At 63.2% G+C, this 17,567-nt stretch carries 11 protein-coding genes; 8 read left to right on the forward strand and 3 right to left on the reverse strand.

The window, feature by feature from the left end; translation table 11 throughout:
- Positions 1-25: 25 nt before the first annotated feature.
- Positions 26-1,705 carry a methyl-accepting chemotaxis protein gene (locus O3300_RS01460; protein WP_305051761.1) on the reverse strand — a complete coding sequence of 560 codons (1,680 nt, stop codon included), beginning with the start codon at positions 1,703-1,705 and terminating at the stop codon, positions 26-28.
- Positions 1,706-2,018: 313 nt separating this feature from the next.
- Between O3300_RS01460 and O3300_RS01465 the strand changes: the two genes are divergently transcribed.
- Positions 2,019-4,469: a membrane-bound PQQ-dependent dehydrogenase, glucose/quinate/shikimate family gene (locus O3300_RS01465; RefSeq protein WP_305051762.1), complete on the forward strand. Its 2,451-nt coding sequence runs from the start codon at positions 2,019-2,021 to the stop codon at positions 4,467-4,469.
- A 64-nt stretch (positions 4,470-4,533) separates the two neighbouring features.
- Here the strand turns inward: O3300_RS01465 and O3300_RS01470 are convergent, their stop codons facing one another.
- Together O3300_RS01470 and O3300_RS01475 are read right to left on the reverse strand one after the other, a co-directional pair.
- A complete protein-coding gene (locus O3300_RS01470; RefSeq protein WP_305051763.1) occupies positions 4,534-5,625 on the reverse strand; it encodes a hypothetical protein in 1,092 nt (363 codons plus the stop codon).
- A gap of 21 nt (positions 5,626-5,646) precedes the next feature.
- The gene (locus O3300_RS01475; protein ID WP_305051764.1) at positions 5,647-9,105 is read right to left on the reverse strand and encodes a DUF748 domain-containing protein; all 3,459 of its coding nucleotides are present in this window, start codon (positions 9,103-9,105) and stop codon (positions 5,647-5,649) included.
- Between the two features lie 255 nt (positions 9,106-9,360).
- Between O3300_RS01475 and O3300_RS01480 the strand changes: the two genes are divergently transcribed.
- The 7 genes from O3300_RS01480 to O3300_RS01510 all read left to right on the forward strand — a co-directional run bounded on the left by O3300_RS01480 (position 9,361) and on the right by O3300_RS01510 (position 17,562).
- Entirely contained in the window at positions 9,361-11,505 is a 2,145-nt protein-coding gene (locus O3300_RS01480) for a TonB-dependent siderophore receptor (protein ID WP_305051765.1), read from the forward strand.
- Positions 11,505-12,200, forward strand: a complete 696-nt coding sequence (locus O3300_RS01485; protein WP_305051766.1) for a hypothetical protein — start codon at positions 11,505-11,507, stop codon at positions 12,198-12,200. The genes O3300_RS01480 and O3300_RS01485 overlap by 1 nt, the downstream gene beginning before the upstream one ends.
- The gene (locus tag O3300_RS01490) at positions 12,190-13,215 is read left to right on the forward strand and encodes a PstS family phosphate ABC transporter substrate-binding protein (protein ID WP_305051767.1); all 1,026 of its coding nucleotides are present in this window, start codon (positions 12,190-12,192) and stop codon (positions 13,213-13,215) included. The genes O3300_RS01485 and O3300_RS01490 overlap by 11 nt, the downstream gene beginning before the upstream one ends.
- Positions 13,212-14,219: a PstS family phosphate ABC transporter substrate-binding protein gene (locus O3300_RS01495; protein ID WP_305051768.1), complete on the forward strand. Its 1,008-nt coding sequence runs from the start codon at positions 13,212-13,214 to the stop codon at positions 14,217-14,219. Before O3300_RS01490 ends, O3300_RS01495 begins: the two co-directional genes overlap by 4 nt.
- 55 nt (positions 14,220-14,274) lie before the next feature.
- The gene (locus O3300_RS01500) at positions 14,275-14,670 is read left to right on the forward strand and encodes a DUF2946 domain-containing protein (RefSeq protein ID WP_143451320.1); all 396 of its coding nucleotides are present in this window, start codon (positions 14,275-14,277) and stop codon (positions 14,668-14,670) included.
- 88 nt (positions 14,671-14,758) lie between these two features.
- Positions 14,759-16,846 (forward strand): TonB-dependent receptor, encoded by a 2,088-nt coding sequence (locus O3300_RS01505; protein ID WP_305051769.1) that lies wholly within the window; start codon positions 14,759-14,761, stop codon positions 16,844-16,846.
- Positions 16,847-17,130: 284 nt separating this feature from the next.
- The gene (locus tag O3300_RS01510; RefSeq protein WP_289909669.1) at positions 17,131-17,562 is read left to right on the forward strand and encodes a hypothetical protein; all 432 of its coding nucleotides are present in this window, start codon (positions 17,131-17,133) and stop codon (positions 17,560-17,562) included.
- Positions 17,563-17,567: the final 5 nt, after the last annotated feature.

Raw genomic sequence — 17,567 nt, forward strand, 5'->3', positions numbered from 1 at the left:
CGCGTGATCCTGCGTGAGGACGGACCTAAAATACTTCCCAGTCGCCGGCATCGGCACCGGCCGGCGTCGTGTTCCTGGCCTGGCCCGCGTGGCGCGTGGCGACCAGCCTGAGCGTGGCCTTGTGCTGTGCGGGCCGCCGGGCGGCAGGCGCGCGGGGCGCCGCGCCGGCTTGTCCTTGCGCCAGCTTGAAGGTGCCCACCACGTCGGCCAGCTTGGCCGCCTGCTCCTGCAGCGATTGCGATGCCGCCGCCGCTTCCTCGACCAGGGCCGCATTCTGCTGCGTGACTTCATCCATCTGCGCGATGGCGCGGTTGATTTCCTCGATGCCCGTGCTTTGCTCCACGCTGGCGGCCGATATTTCGCTGACGATGCCGGTGACGCTGCGTACCGTGTCGACCACTTCCGTCATGGTCGCGCCAGCCTGCTGGACCAGCTTGCCGCCTTGTTGTACCTGTTGCACGGAGTCGCCGATGAGTGCCTTGATTTCCTTGGCGGCCACCGCCGAACGGTGCGCCAGGTTGCGCACTTCCGTTGCCACGACGGCAAAGCCGCGTCCCTGTTCCCCGGCGCGCGCCGCTTCCACCGCCGCGTTCAGGGCCAGGATATTGGTCTGGAAGGCGATGCCGTCGATGACGCCGATGATGTCGGCGATCTTGGCGGACGAGCTGTCGATCGCTTGCATGGTGCGGATCACGTCGCCCATCACTTGCCCGCCCCGCTGCGCCTGGTCCGAGGCGCTGACGGCCATTTGCCGGGCCTGGCGGGCGTTGTCCGCATTTTGCCGCACGGTGGCCGTCAATTCTTCCATGGCCGAGGCGGTTTCTTCCAGCGAGCCGGCTTGCTGCTCCGTGCGCGCCGACAGATCCAGGTTGCCCGCCGCGATCTGGCTTGACGCCGTGCCGATGGTGTCCGTGCCGGCACGCACTTCGGCCACGATGCGCACCAGGCTGGCGCTCATCTCCGCCAGGGCCGTCATCAGCTGGCCCACCTCGTCGTGCGAGGCGGCGCTGACCTGCACGCTGAGGTCGCCGCTTGCGATGGTGCGGGCCACGCCGATGGCATCGGCCAGCGAGGCGGCGATGCGCCGCGCCAGCAGCAGGCCCATGCCGGCCACCAGGGCCGTCACGGCCAGGGCCAGGCTGCAGGAAATCCAGCGCGCGCTGGCCGCGGCCGCGGCGCCGTCGGCAGCCCCCCTGGCGGCCAGGGTTTCGTTGTAGCGGTGATGAGCGGCGAGGGCGTCGACCAGTTCCTTGATCAGGGGCTGGCTTGCCATCAGCAAGTCGCGTGCGGCGTCGAGTTCGCCCGCCTTCGACAGCGCCAGCACCTTGTCGCGCACGGCGTCGTAGCGCAGCAGCACGGCACGGTCCGTGGCCAGCAGCGCCTTGTCTTGCTCATCTGAAATGTTTTCCTTTTCATACTGGTCGAGCGCCTTGCCGACCGCCGCGCGCGCCTCGTTGATGCCCGCTTCCAGTTTGTCGCGCCTGGCGGCGTCCTTGCTGGCCATGTGCTGCCAGACGGCCGTGCGCATCTGCGTGAACGGCACGAATGCCTGGTTCAGGGTCAGCAGGCTGGGAACCGTGTTGACGGTGGCATAGCTGGCCGCCGTGTACACGCGGTCCATCTGGTAGATGCCAAAGCCCGCCAGGGCGGCCAGTCCCAGGACGACGGAAAGGATCAAGACGTACAGCCGTTTAGCGATGGTCATGATGGGCGCCGCTCCAATGAAGTGAAATTCAAGAAAAATACTTTGCCTGGATGAGTTTTTTCATTTTACGCCAAAAAATTTGTTTTATTCGAGAAATTTGTTGTTTATCTATTTTAATTTATGTTTTTCATCAAAATCGCATCGCGGAAGATGGCTGAACGCGCATGTCGTGTATAAAAAGCCACACGGCACGCGGCGGGCGTTCTGGCGTGTGGCACGCTTTGTCAATTAGTGAAAAAATGTAATTTCATTGATTGCCATCAAATACGGTGCGCAGGCGCGTGCCGCCGACTGACTCTTGTAAAGGAGCATCATGACTGCCTCTGCCCGGCCTGGACCCTTGCTTGTCATCACCGCAGTCATCTTTATCTTGCTGGGCCTGGCGCTCGTTGGCGGCGGCGCCTGGCTCGTCAGCCTCGGCGGTTCCTGGTATTACGTCGTGGCGGGTATCGGCATGATAGTTGCCGGTGCGCTCGTGTGGAATAGGCGGCGCAGCGCCCAGCTCTTCCTTGCGCTGCTGCTGTTCGGCACCCTGATCTGGTCCGTGATCGAAGTGAAGTTCGACTGGTGGCAATTGCTGCCGCGCCTCGATATCTGGTTCGCCGCCGCCGTCTGGCTGCTGCTGCCGTTCATCGACCGCCGCCTCGATCCGCCCTTGACGGCCGGGGCGAAACCGCGCGACGCGGGCAAGAGCGCGCTGGCCGCCGCCGTGGTGCTGACGGCCGCCGTGGGCGTGTTCTCGCTGTTCCAGGACTATTACACCTTGCATGGCGAAGTGCCGGCCGAGAACATGGCCGCCGTGCCCGCAGGCGATTTCGCGCCCGGCGTGGCGCCCAACGACTGGGCCGCATATGGCCGCTCCGGCTATGGCGACCGCTATGCGCCGGCCGCGCAGATCACGCCGGCCAACGCGGCGCAGCTGAAACAGGCGTGGGTCTACAACACGGGCGACTTCAAGGGGCCGACGGATCCGGGCGAGATCGCCAACGAAGTCACGCCGCTGAAAGTGAACGGCATGCTGTACCTGTGCACGCCCCATAACATCGTCATCGCGCTGGACCCGGACACGGGCAAGGAAATCTGGCGCCACGATCCGAAGATCAATCGCGACGCGTCCAGCTACCAGCACATGATTTGCCGCGGCGTCGCCTACTGGGACGTCAATGCGGGCCGCGCCAAGGACAGCCCGGCGCCGGAAGCGGCCGGCATGGAATGCCCGCGCCGCATCTTCGCGCCCACCATGGATGCGACCTTGATCGCCGTCAATGCCGATACGGGCGAGGCGTGCAAGAGCTTTGGCGAAAATGGCGTCATCGGCTTGTACCACGGCATGGGCATGAAGAAGCGGGGCTTCCTGATGCCGACGTCGCCGCCGGCCGTGGCGCAAAACGTGGTGGTGATGGCCGCCAGCGTGACCGACAATTTTTCCACCGAGGAGCCGTCTGGCGTGATCCGCGGCTACGATCCCGTCGCGGGCAAGCTGATGTGGAACTGGGATGCCTCGAACCCGGACGACACGGCGCCGATTGCCGAGGGGAAAACCTACACCAACAATTCGCCGAATTCCTGGGGCGTGTCCAGCGTGGATGAAAAGCTGGGCATGGTGTACATCCCGATGGGCAACGAAACGCCCGACACGTGGGGCGGCAACCGCAACCCCCATGGCGAGAAATACAATAGCGCCATCGTCGCGCTGGACCTGGCGACGGGCAAGGTGCGCTGGGTGTACCAGACCGTGCACCACGACATATGGGACATGGATATCGGCGGCCAACCGACCCTGGTCGACATCGACACGCCGAAAGGCAAGGTACCGTCCGTGGTGGCCACGACGAAACGCGGCGATATCTACGTGATCGACCGGCGCGACGGCAGCCTGGTCGTGCCGGCGCCGGAAAAACCCGTGCCGACCGCCAACGCGGCCCCCGGCGACAAGCTGTCGCCCACGCAGCCATTTTCGGCCCTCACGTTCTTGCCCGAGAAAAACATCAGCGAAACGGATATGTGGGGCACGACGCCGTTCGACCAGCTGGCGTGCCGCATCATCTTCCGCCAGCACCGCTATGAAGGGCCGTTCACGCCGCAAACGGTGGCCGAAGGCAAGATCAAGGGCGCCATCATTTCGCCCGGTCCGCTCGGCATCTTCGAGTGGGGCGGGGCGGCCGTCGATCCCGTGCGTCAGTTGCTGCTGGTCAACCCCGACTACATGGGCTTCCTGGAACGCCTGGTGCCGCGTGCGCAAGCCAATGCGCCGGGCGGCACGGGCACGGAAATGGGCTTGCAGCCGCAGACGGGCGTACCGTTTGCCGTGGAAATCAAGCCCTTCCTGTCGCCGCTGGGCTTCCCATGCCAGGCGCCGCCCTGGGGCTATATCGCCGCCGTCGACTTGCGCACCATGAAAAAAGTGTGGATGCACAAGAACGGCACCACGCGCGACAGCGCTCCCGTGCCCATCGCCTTGCCGCTGGGCGTGCCCAGCCTGGGCGGCATCAGCACCACGGGCGGCGGCGTGGCCTTCCTCAGCAGCACTCTCGATTACTACATCCGCGGCTACGACGTGCGCAACGGCAAGACCGTATGGAAAGCCCGCCTGCCGGCCGGCGGCCAAGCTACGCCGATGAGTTATGTCTCCGACAAGACGGGCAAGCAATATGTGGTGGTGATGGCCGGCGGCCACGGTTCGCTGGGCACGAAGATGGGCGACAGCCTGGTGGCGTTTGCCTTGCCGGACGAGGCGGTGAAGGAGGCGGGGAAAGGGAAGTAAGCGCTACGCATCCGCGGCATGGACCGCCCATGCCGCGGATGCGCTGCCATTGAAGCGTTCGACCTTATTGCAAGCGGCGATTCAAGACGATCAGTTCGGCATTGCCCGCGTTATCGTCTGCCATCGGGTAGAGCACTACCGCATAAGCACGATCGCTCGTCTTGTTGATGCTTGAAATGATCAAGTTGTCACGGGGTATGGACAAAAGCTCGTTGGTCAGCAAGTTCCTGTAGCCCTGTTCACCTTTGCTATAGAAGATTTCCAATAACTGATCATTTTTCGTGGTCAGCCAGCCATTTCCAAACTCGCTATTGAAGCGGGTGATGAAAGTGTCGTCGGCGATGTTGACTGGTTGCCATGTGTTGAACAATGGGTCAGCAAAATCCACCAATTCAATGACGGCACTTGCACCATTCTCATCTATTTTCTGGATAACGAGCTTGTCTTTTTCCTGCGCCAGCAGATAAGAATTCCCATCGAAGGAAGCGCTTAATATCTGCAAAACATAGACGCCATCCGAGTCGATTTCGCGATGGCGAATCACATTGCCTTTTTCATCAAGCTCCCGGTGCAGCAGCAGGCTGTCTTCATTGGCCAGCAAATGAATCGCCTTGTTGGCAATGCTGATTCTGTTATTTGCGGGCAATGGGATCTTGATATTGTTTTTCTTTTTTAGTTTTCCATTGATAAATTCGATGGCCAGGATCTTATCGGGTTTGCTGTCATAGAAATCCACATCGTGAAATATCGAACAGGTTTCCGTTGTTCCAAAGAAGGTTCCTGTAAATGGACGGCTGCCCTTCGGTATTTCCACGTCTTCACGATTAAAGATGGGAATGCTGATTTCCAGTTCCTTGTCAGGATGATAGGGGATGACGGACACATAGTTTTCCTGATCCGGACTCAGGAACAATGTCGGCAAGATGCCGTCATCCTCGATGTAGTTGTCGATATTGCCATCAATCTCGACCACCGTATAAATCAGCTTGTACGTGCCATTTTTCCCGTATACATAGTTCGCCAGCAGCGTCTTTTCAGCAAATGCAATGCTGTCTTTTGCCGATACCTGTGTCTCAGCGACGAGCGTTGTCATGGTGCACAAGTCGCCCTGTGTAACAGACGATGCATAGGGCGCTACCTTGTCGAGGTTTTTCATGCGTCAGATTCTCTCCGTGTCTTATTGCGTGGCCAGTCCCAGCTTCAATCCCACCAGCTTGCCCGGTGCGGCATCCGTTTTTTCCGGCGCGCCCGCGCTGACCCTGGCCGCCGGCGTGCCGTCCTGCTGCAGGGCCGCCAGGATGGCCGCGCTGCGCTGGGCGCCCAGCTTGCTCAAGGCGTCGGCAGGCAGGGGCTGTTTGGCTTCCAGCTGCTCGCGCAAGCCGTTATAGAAGGCGCCCGTGTCGGCCACTTGCGGCTCGCCCTCGATCAGCTTGCCCAGGCGTTGCCAGACGGGAATCTTGGCCGCCGCCGGAGCGGAGGCTGTCGCCGCTGTGGCTGGTACGGCCGATTCCGCCGCCTTTTTTTGCTTGTCCAGCTCGGCCTTGCCGAAGCGTTCGCCGTACAGGTCGCGCAGGGCGCCCCGTATCTTGCGTTCGCCCAGGTTCAACGGTCCCGGTTCCTCGCCCGCTTCCAGCTTGATGCCGGCCTTGGCGGCGACGGCGCGGCGCACGGCCTGGGCGCGCAGGGCGGCCGCATCCGTGTCGCTGTACTGGCCCGGCACGGCCAGCTTCAGCTGTTCGCGCTTGGCGAGGATTTGCGCCACCTGCTTGAGCTTTTCCCGTTCCGGCGGCAGCAGCACGGCGCTGCCCGCGTCGAAGTCGATGGCTTCGAGCTTGTCGGCGCTGATGCCCAGCAAGTTGCCCAGCGCGCGGAACGGCGCCGTGACGATTTTCGTCAGCACATTGCCCACGGCTTTCCAGATCAGGGCGCCATAGCTGAATTGCGGGTCGTTCATGTCGCCCGACACGGGCAAGCCCAGGTCGATGCGCCCGTCGCTATCCTTGAGGATGGCCAGCGCCAGTTCCAACGGCAGTTTCAAGGCGTCCGGGCTGTCGATGCGCTCGCCCAGGGTCAGCTTGTCGAGCACGATCTGGTTGGTGCCGTCCAGCTGGCGGTTGCGCACCTTGTATTGCAAGTCCAGCGAAATCTTGCCTTCAGCCACTTTGTAGCCGGCAAACTTCATCGTGTACGGCGAAGCGGACACCATGTCGACGTTCTTGAACACCACGTTCAAGTCCGTATTGTCGGTCGGCGCGAACGGATTGAGCTGGCCACGCACGCGGGCCAGGCCGAATTCGTCGATGCGGCCGTCGAGTTCGATCTGGCTGCGCGCATCGCGCTTCGTCGACAGGCCCGTGACGACGCCATTCAATTCATATATCTTCGCGGCGAACTGGGGCCGCAAGCTCAAGTCGGCAAAGTCCAGCTTGGCATTCTGCAGGCGCACGCGGCGCACGCGCACGGGGAAGGCGGCGTCGGCGGCCGGCGTGGCGGCGGCCGACGGCGCGGGCGCTGGCGCGGCCGGTTCCGGCGCTTTCACCAGCAAGCGCTGCGCGTTCAGGCTGCGGTCGTTTTCGATGATCAGCTGGGCGTTCGGTTCCACCACGCGCAATTCGGGGATGTCGACAAAATCGGGGCCCACGCTGGCCGTCAGCTTGTCGGCGCGCACGCTTTTCCACGAGGCAAAGCGCTTGCCATCCGTTTCATTGAGCACGAGGCCGGCGATGTCCACGCCGCCCACATAGCGTACTTTCGGCGCTTTCGGCGCGCCGCCGCCCGTCGTCAGGCGGCCGCTGCCGGAGAGCGACCCGCCCGCCAGCTTCAGTTTCAGATGTTGCGCCAGCAAGGGTTGCACCGGCGCCAGGGTCAGCTGTTTCAAATTCAATTGCGCATCGACGGCGCCCGTGCCCGGCACGAACTTGCCGTTGGCAGTGAGCAAGCCGCCTTCGCGCAAACCCACGCCCAGCTCGAACGGCAGCGCCTGCTGCATGTCGTTGCTGACGTTCTGCAGGGACAATCTGGCATCCTGCAGATTACCCTTGATACCCGTGCCCGCATCGTCGAAACGGGCGCCGAACTTGCTCAGCTCTACCTTGTCTACCTTGGTGGACCACGGCGCGGATGGCGCGTCCTTGGCCGGGTCGGTTTTGCCGGAGGTAAACACGGGCAGCTTTTGCGCAATCGCAAATTCGCCCTGGCGGTTGCGCGCCAAGTCGATCTGCGCGCCGCTGGCCGTTACGGAACCCAGGTGCACGGCATGCGCCGCCAGGTCGATCTTGCCTTCCGTAAAGCCCAACTGGGCCAGCTTGAACGGCGTTTGCGTACCTCGCTGCATGGCGAGGTCGGCCAGGCTGAAGCTCGCGCCGTCGATCACGGTGGCCATGCCCGCTGGACCTTGTTGCAAGCCCAGTTGCAGCTGCAGTTGTAATTGTTTCGCGCTCAGCTGCAAGGCTGGCGAGACGGTTTCATCGATGGCGGACACGTCCACATTGGCCAACGCCAGCTGTTTCAAGTCCACCTTCCATTTGCCAGGCTTGGCTGGTGCGGCTGGCGCGGTGGCGGTAGGCGCGGGATTACCCGGCAGCATCAGGTTCGCCACGTCGATCTCGCCCTTGCTGTCGCGGCGTACGGCCACCTTGCCGCCATACAAGTTGATTTTATCCACGGTGACGCTCTGGCGCGCCAGGTCCACGTTCACGCCGGCGACGCCCAAAGTATTGAGCGAAGTAAATGCTTCTCCCTTGCCGTCGCGCACCAGCGCCAAGTCGTGCAGGGCCAGGCCCGCGCCTTTGACGCTCGCTTCCAGCTTGCCGTCCGCATAGGAAAAGGCGTAGGGCAGGCGCGCCGACAATTGTCCGCTCGTCACCGTGGCGCGCGTATAGGCTTTCAGATACGCGGCCAGGCCGGGCAGGGAAGCGTCGTTCAATATCAGTTCGCCTTCACCCCGGATCGGGCTGAGCGAGGCCGTGCCGCGCCAGTGCAGCTTGCCGCCGCGCGCCGCGTCGGCGCTGAGGCTGTAGCTGCCGTTGGCGTCGGGCAGGGTCGAAATATTGTCGAGCGTAAAGTTGATGGGCGTGAAGTTGTCCGCATAGCCCGCCTTCTGGTCGTGCCAATCCACTTTGCCTTGTTCCAGCGCAAAGTGGGCGATGACGAGGCGCGGCATGCCGCCTTCGCTTTTTTCCGGGTGATTACGTTGCCAGGTGGCCAGCACTTCGGCCAGGTTGAACTTGCCTTCCGGCGTGATCGTCAGCTGGGCTTGCGGCGCCGTGATGCGGATTTCCGCCAGGCTCCAGGCGCGGCGCACGATGGATTTCCATTCCAGTTGCACGGCCAGGGCGCCGATGGACAGCAGCGGTGCGCCGTCCTTGCCATCCGCGCCGACTGCTTCCTTGAAAGCGATCTGGTCCGCTTCCAGGCGCAGGGTAAACGGGTTGAAGCGCACGTCGGCGATGCTGGCCTGGCGCGCGAGTTCTTTCTCGGCAAATTTGGGCAGCTGGTGCTTGATGATGTAGGGCACCAGCCAGAAGCCGGCCGCGCTGTAGGCGGCCAGGGCGCAGCCTGTGCCAACGGCCCAGCGCTGCCAGCGTTTCCAGCGAAATGTTTTCGTCTGCACGCTTTTGTTGTCGATTGTATTCACGAACTTACCTTTTGATCTTGTTGGGCGGCACATCTTGCACGCCGTGACTGTCAGTATGCCTCTTTGCGGCTGTGTCTGCAAAATCCAAACGTGTTCAAGTGATAACAGGCGGCCTGGCGGACTGTTTATCTTATGAAATTCTCTGATTCTCACGAATTGTCACTTATTTATTGCGAATGATTCTCGTTACGGATATTATGAGCGGTAACTTGAAGTTTCCTTCTATCACTGTTCTCTGTTGAAAGACCCGTTTATATGCGCGCAGCTTTTCCTTCCTTGCAACTACTTCCAGTGGCAGCCGCCCTGTCGCTGGCTTTCGCTTCCCACACGGCCTGCGCCGCCAATGGCGCCAACGGCCAGGACGACTTGACGGCTGGCGATGAGAAAGTCATGCAGGCGGTGCAGGTGACGGGGGCGCGCGCGCAAGGCCTGGTGCCGACCACCACCGAGGCGGGCAGCTTCCGTGGCGCCAACATCATGGACGTGCCATCGACCGTCAACGTGATCACGCGCGAATTGCTGGAACAGCAAGCCGTGTCCGGCCTGTATGACGCCGTGCGCAATACGGCTGGCGTGACGCGCCAGCAAAACGGCGGCGATACCTGGGATCAGCTGGTGGTGCGCGGCATCGCCGTGGAAAACCGCACGAATTACCGCCTCAATGGCTCGCTGCCCATCATGAACTTTTCGCAAGTACCCATGGAAAACAAGGAGCGCGTGGAAGTGCTGAAGGGCGCTTCTGCCCTGTATTACGGCTTCACCTCGCCGGCTGGCGTGGTCAACTTCGTCACCAAGCGGGCGGGCAGCAAGCCCGTCACGAGCATGGGCCTGAGTCTCGACGACCGGGGCAGTGCCGTGGCAAACGTGGACATCGGCCGCCGCTTTGGCGCGGAGCAGGAATTCGGCGTGCGCATCAACGCCGCTGGCGGCACCCTGGGTTCTTATCTGGATAATGTGGGCAACGGCAACCGCAGCTTCGTGTCCGCTGCGCTGGACTGGCGCGTGACGAACAAGCTGCTGCTGAAAGCGGACCTGGAATACGACCGCCGCCGGGTGACGGAGCAGGCGGGCGTGGCCTTGCCGGCCGCCGTGAAAGGCGTGATCAGCTTGCCGCGCGCCGTCGACCCGAGCAAGCTGATCGGCCCCGACTGGTCGAATTTCGAGGCGCAGACGAAAAACGCGCAATTGCGCGCCGACTACGCCATCACGGATGGCTGGGCCCTGACGGTCGAGGCGGGTCACTCGGAAACGGCGCGCGACCGCCGCCTGGCCATTTTCCGCCTGAACAATGCGGCGGCGCTGGCCACGGGAGCGGGCCGCATCACGGGCAATATGCAGCATCACGTGACGGCGTCGGACTTGCTGCGCGCGGAACTGGCCGGCACTTTCAATACGGGTTTCATTGCCCATGAACTGACCCTGGGCGCCTCGCGCACGGACAAGTCGCAAGACCCTATTTACCAGAGCAACTATACGATCGCCTCGCAAAACCTGTACAACCCCGTGCCCGTGACAAATGTCGTGTTCGGCCCGAAGCCGACTTCGCCGACGACGGCCGCGCTGGACACGCGCGACACGGGCCTGTATGCGCTCGACCGCATGGTCTTCAGCCCGCAGTGGCAAAGCGTCATCGGCGTGCGCCGCACCAGCTATCAAAGCGACCAGGGCGCCAGCCACTATGACGTCAGCAAAACCACGCCCATGGTATCGCTGGTCTACAAGCTGACGCCGGCCATCTCGTTCTACGCCTCGTCGGCGCGGGGGCTAGAAGAGGGCGAGACGGGGCCGACGGGCACCGTCAACCAGAACGTCAAGATGGCGCCCGGCGTGAGCAAACAGAAGGAACTGGGCGCGCGCTGGCTGACGCCGGGCGGCACCCTGGTGTCGGCCGCGCTGTTCGACATCACGCGTCCCGGCTACTACACCAACAGCAGCAATGTGTTCACTTCGGATGGCGAACAGCGCTACCGTGGCCTGGAACTGTCGACCCAAGGCAAGCTGACGCGCCAGTTGTCGTGGCAAACCTCGGCCCAGTTCCTCGACCCGAAATTCGAGCACATCAACGCCGACTACAACGGCAAGGCGCCTGAAAACGCGTCGAAACGCACGGCCAGCGCCTTCCTCGCCTACGCATTCGACGCCGTGCCTGGCCTGTCCGTCAATGGCGGCGCGTATTACTACAGCGCCCGTCCCGTCAACGACCTGAACCAGGCATTCCTGGGCGGTGTGACCTTGTTCAGCGCCGGCGCCCGCTATGCCAGCACGGTCATGCACAAAGCCGTCGTGTGGCAGCTGAACGTGGAAAATGCGGCCGACAAGCGTTACTGGGCTGGCGCAGGCACGCGTCTGGCGTCCGGTGCGCCGCGCGCCATCAAGCTGAGCATGAAGGTGGACCTGTGATGCGTCTCGTCAAAACCGCGCTGGCGGCGGCACTGCTGGCAGGCACCTTGCATGTGCAGGCGGCGCAGATTGCACCTGGCAAGCAGGTGTTGCTGGTGGTGCGCCTGGAAGGCAAGAGCCTGCCTTTCGACGAGAAAATCAAGGAACATCTGGAATCGCGCGGCTATGCCGTCACGCTGCACAGCCAGTACGCGCCCGTGTCCGGCGCGCAAGGCAAGGACCTGGTGATCCTGTCGTCGACCATCCGGGGCCGCGACCTGCTGGGCGCCTACCGCAACGTCACGGTGCCCGTGCTGACGTGGGAAAACGATTTGTATGACGACCTGTCGATGACGGGCAAGCGGGCCGGCGTGGACTATGGCACGGTGGAAAAGTCGCGTTATGTGTGGCTGGTCAACGCGCCGCACGCGCTGGCAGGCGGCTTGCCGGCCGGCACGGTAGATATTTATCAAAAGCAGGCGACCATGAGCTGGGGCAAGCCTGGCCTGGGCGCCACGACCATCGCCACCATCTATGGCGATCCGGAAAAAGCCGCCATCTTTGGCTATGAACAGGGCGCCACCATGGATTACGACAGCCTGGCGCCCGCCCGCCGGGTCAGCTTCTTCCTCGACAATGAAACCTTCACGAATCTGTCGCCGGCCGGCTTGCGCCTGTTCGACGCGGCCGTGGACTGGGCCAGCGATGGCAAATAGCCCATCCTTGCTGCTGGCGGCGCTGATGCTGGCCATGTCCGCATCGGCAGCGGGCGCAGCCGCACTCGACCCCGCCTTGTCCGCCTACGCGCCGCAGCCCGTCAAGGTGCCGGCCACGGCCGGTTACCTGGACCGCAAGACGGGCGCGGCCATGATAGGCGGCGCCGAACACGTGGCTACCGTCGTTGGCCAGTGGAATGCCCTGTTTTCGGCCAGCCATCCGGGCATCGTCCTGGGGTTTGACGGCAAGGGTACCAGCAGCGCCGTGCCGCTATTGATGCACGACAAGGTGCTGTTCGGCGCCATGGGCCGCGCCATCAATCCCATCGAGCTGGTGCCATACCGCAAGATCGTGGGGCGCGACGCGCTGGAAATCCGCATCGCGCACACGGCATCCACGCCGGGCGAGCACCTGGCCACGTCCCTGGCCGTGTACGTGAACCGCGCCAATCCCTTGACGCGGCTGACGGCGGCACAAGTATCGCAAATTTTATCTATCGGCAATCCAGGCGGCGATGTCAGCCGCTGGGGACAGCTGGGCTTGAGCGGCGAATGGCGCGAGCGCGCGATTCACCCGTACGGCACGGCCGCGTACACGGGCTTTGGCGACTACTTGCAGCGTGAACACTTCCAGGGCCGGGCGCTGGCAGCCAGCCACGAAGAGCTGGGCAACACGGCCGCCATCACGGGCCGCATCGCGCAAGACCCGGCCGGCATCGGCGTGGCCGCGCTAGGCGTGCAGCACCCGCAGCTGCGCCAGCTGGCCATCGTGGGCGCGGATGGCCGGGCGACGACGGGCACGGACGAGGAAGTGGTCGCGCAACGCTACCCGTACGGCCGCTACGTGTACCTGTACGTGCGCCGCTTGCCGGGCCACGCCGTCGATCCGCTGGCAAAGGAATACCTGCGCCTGGTGCTGTCGCGCGAGGGACAGGCCATCATCGCCGCGCAGCCCGGCGGCTACCTGCCCCTGACGGCCGCGCAAGCCAGGGCTGAACTGGAGAAACTCGAATGACGCCGTTGAACAAGACCGCGCTGGCCGCTTGCTGCGTGCTGGCGTCCGCCGTGCAGGCCGCGCCCCTGGCCGTTGATCCCGCGCAAACCTATGTGAACCGTGACGGCACGGTGGCCATCGTCGGCAATGATGGCCTGGAAGAAGTGATGACGCAGTTGAACGCGCTGTTTACGCGCCAGCATCCGCAGGTGCGCTTCAGCCTGCGCATGGAAGGCTCGTCGGCCGGCATGCCCGCGCTGACGGCGGGCGCCACGGCGTTTGCGCCGCTGACGCGCGACATGTGGCCGGGCGACCAGGCGGCCTTCCGGCAAGTCTTCGGTTACGACGCCACTCCCGTGCGCATCGGCTACAACGGCCACGGTCCCCGTCCGCCGGCCAAAACGCCGCCCGCCGTGTACGTGCACCGCGACAACCCGCTGGCGGGCTTGACGATGGAGCAGCTGGGCCAGGTATTCACGGCAGGCGCGCCGGGAGGCGACGCCAACCTGTGGTCGCAGCTGGGTGCGACAGGGGATTGGGCGCCGCGCCGCATCCACGCCTACGGCTTGCGCGACGATGGCGGCTTCGCCACGGGCTTGCGCCATGCGCGTTTCGGCAAGCGTCCGTTTGCCGCCAGGTACGAGGCGCTGGCCTCGCGCGAAGCCGTGATCCGCGCCGTGGCCGCCGACCGCTATGGCATCGCCGTGCTGGGTTGGGTCAATGCGGCGCCCATCTCGGACCAGGTGCGCGTGCTGCCGCTGGCGGCGGCCAAGGGCGCGCCATACTACGGTCCTGACAAGGCCACCGTGCGCGCCGGCAATTACCCGCTGACCATGCCCGTGCAGCTGTACGTGAACCGCGCGCCGAGGAATAGGCTCGATCCGCTGGTGAAAGCGTACTTGCAGCTGGCCCTGTCGCCGCAGGGACAAGCCATCATTCTGGCCCAGCAAGATAGCGAAGAGGGCTACTTGCCGCTCAGCGAACAGGACTTGCAGGCCGAGATCAAGAAACTGGACGCTTTGTAAAGTTTCTTTGACCACATGGCTGGCTGCAGGGCAGGGCGGTCGCTATAATGCCGCCATGTTTATTCGCCAAGGCCGCGCCGTCGTCGTCCTGTGGATCGCGTGCCTCGCCATCCTCATGGCCGCGCTCGCCCCCACCTTGTCGCGCGCGTTCACGGTCGCCAGCGGCCAGGCCGTGCCCAGCTTCGAGATTTGCTCGGTGGCGGGCGGCATGAACATGCTGCCCGTGAAATTGTCCACGGACACACCCGATCCCGCCAAGGGCGGCATGCGCATGGGCGATTGCCCGTGCTGCAGCATGCATGCCGACACCCTAGCGATACCGCCCACCTCCCTCGTGCTCGCTTCCGGCGAACTCATCACGGGCTTGCTGCCCGAGTTGTTTTACCAATCCGCCACGCCATTGTTCGCCTGGACGCCCGTCCAGCCCCGTGGCCCGCCCGCCGCTTTCTGATCTGTCCTTTCCCTGAACGGCCTTGCCTCGCACTTGTCGTGCGCTGGCGCCTGTTCGTCTTGCCCATACAGAAACTGAAAGCAGCACCATGAAACATTTACCGTTATTGATTTCCCTCGCCATCGCCATGCCTGCCGTGGCGCAAACGCGTAGCGAAGCCGGCACCACTGTGTTGCCCGAAATGAAAGTCATCGTCACGGCCATAGGCGACGGCTACCGTCCTGCCGCCGACACGGCGTTGATGCTGTCGAGCACGCCCGGCTACAGCGTGGCGGCAGGTGGCGGCGTGTCCGGCTTGCCCGTAGTCAATGGTTTCGCGGATGACCGTATCAAGATCCGCATCGACGGCATGGAACTGACGTCCGCCTGCGCCAATCATATGAATGCGCCGCTGTCCTACATTGATCCGCAACAAGTGCAGCGCATCCGCCTGATCGCGGGCGTGACGCCCGTCAGCGCGGGCGGCGACAGCATCGCCGGCACCATCGAGGTGCAGTCGAACGCGCCAGTGTTCGCCCAGCCCGGTGCAGGCTTGCTGTCGCAAGGCAGCTTTGCCGTCTCGGGACGCAGCGTCAACAACAGCGTGGCGACCAGCGTGAATGCGTCGGCCGCCAGCGACACCTTGAGCGTCGGCTACAGCGGCGCTTACACGCGCGGCCACAGCTATGAAGACGGGCATGGCAACACGGTGCTGGCCAGCATGTTCGAGAGCATCAACCAGTCCATCGTGCTGGCGGCGAAAGGCCAGGGCCAGCAGCTGACCCTGCGCGCCGGCGTGCAGCACATCCCGTACCAGGGTTTTCCCAACCAGTACATGGACATGACGGATAACCATGGCCAGTTCGCCAATCTCGCTTACAAGGGCGAATTCGGATGGGGCGTGCTGGACGCGCGCGCCTACTGGCAGCAGACGGACCACGAGATGGGCTTCTTCAGCAGCGAGCGCAAGGGCTCGATGCCGATGCTCACACATGGACGCAACACGGGCTATGCGCTGATGGCCAGCTTGCCGACGGCGGCGGGCGAGTTGCGCCTGGGCCAGGAGTGGCACGGCTTCCGCCTCGACGATTACTGGCCGGCCGTGCCCGGCTCCATGATGATGGGTCCGCGCACCTACCTGAACATCAATGACGGCAAGCGCGACCGCACCGTGCTGTTTGGCGAACTGGAAACGCGCCACGATGCGCGCTGGACCAGCGTGCTGGGCGTGCGCGGCGAATCCGTGCGCATGGACACGGGCGACGTGCAATCGTACGGCACCAACATGATGAACATGCCGGACCTGATGGCCGCCAAGGCTTTCAATGCGCGCAGCCGCAGCCAGCGCGACACGAATATCGATGCCTCGGCGCAAGCCACTTTCACGCCCGATGCGGCCAGCAGCTACGAATTCGCGCTGGCGCGCAAGGTGCGCTCGCCCAATCTGTACGAGCGTTATTCCTGGGGCCGCGGTTCGATGGCCATGACCATGACCAACTGGTTTGGCGACGGCAACGGCTATGTGGGCAATATCGACCTCAAGCCCGAGACGGCTTACACGGCGGCATTGACGGCCGATTGGCATGGCGGCGGCGAGGAGGGCTGGTTCGTGCGCGTCAACCCCTATTACAGCAAGGTCGACAATTACATCGATGTCGACGTGCTGGCGTCTTTCCATCCGTACATGAAAATGGGCGCGAATGGCAACTTGCTGCGCTTTGCCAACCACGACGCCAAGCTGTACGGCGCCAATGTGGCGTGGCAACTGCCGCTGGCCAGCAGTGCCCGCTGGGGCCGTTTCATGGCGACGGGCAATGCCGCTTATACGCGGGGCAAGCGCAGCGATGGCGGCGACCTGTACCGCATGATGCCGTTCAGCGCCTTGCTGGCCGTCGAGCACAAGCTGGGCGCCTGGAGCAACCGCATCGAAACGAAGATCGTGGCCCGCAAGGACAAGGTCGATGCGCGCCGCTTCGAACCGGAAACGGGCGGCTATGCCCTCGTCAACCTGCGCAGCAGCGTGGCATTGAACAAGATGGCCAGCCTGAGCGCGGGCGTGAGCAACCTGTTCAACCGCGCCTACGCGGACCCGCTGGGCGGCGTGTACCTGTCGGGCTTGAAGGCGAATGGCGGGGCGCTGCAAGCCTTGCTGGCCGAGGGCCGGTCGATTGATCTGGGGCTGCAGCTGAAGTTCTAACAGCAATGGCGCCTTCCCGTTGCCGACGCGGGAGGGGAAGGCGTCTGCCGTATGCGCCGCATCGGCGCTGGCCAGGTGCTTGTGACAATGTACGCATGTTTCTTCTTGGTAATTTGTTATGCTGCATGGCGTCCGGTTTTCGGCGTTTGCCGCACAGGCGTGCGATGGCGAGGTTTGCGGGTGTGGTATGAAGTGGGCGCCGTGCCGCTAAAGCCGTAAGGGGATTACTTTTCCTGGTTAATTCATCGTCGTCCTGCTACTCCCGTTCGTGCCATCGGAAACCTGTGAAATATCAAAAAATACTCGGCGAAGATGCCGCCGCCATCGTGCTGTCCCTGAGCGTTGTTGCATATGTGGCATCCCTGTTTTTAACGGCAATCGTGGACTCCCACGAAGTCTTGCTGGGCGGGGGCGTGTTATTGCTCGGCTGGCTAGGGCCGCTGGCCGGCAGTTTTGCCTGGTTTGCCAATCCGCTGCTTATTTTTGCCATGTATTTTTCGAAAGAGAAGCCCAGTGCCGCGATGCTGGCCGTTTTTTTTGGCTTTGTGCTGGCACTGACCACCTTTGGCATTAAAGAAATTCCTAGTGATAATGGTTCTTACGCGGTGCTGGGATTCGGCGCCGGATGCTATCTGTGGCTGGCCTGTTTTCCAGCCGTGTTTATTGCATCGTTCTTGAGCAGCAGAAAATCCAGGGCGCTCGCTCCTGGTAAATAGCCTTT

This window comes from Janthinobacterium sp. SUN206, from assembly GCF_030587305.1.
In the GTDB taxonomy this organism is placed as follows: Bacteria; Pseudomonadota; Gammaproteobacteria; order Burkholderiales; family Burkholderiaceae_D; genus Janthinobacterium; species Janthinobacterium kumbetense.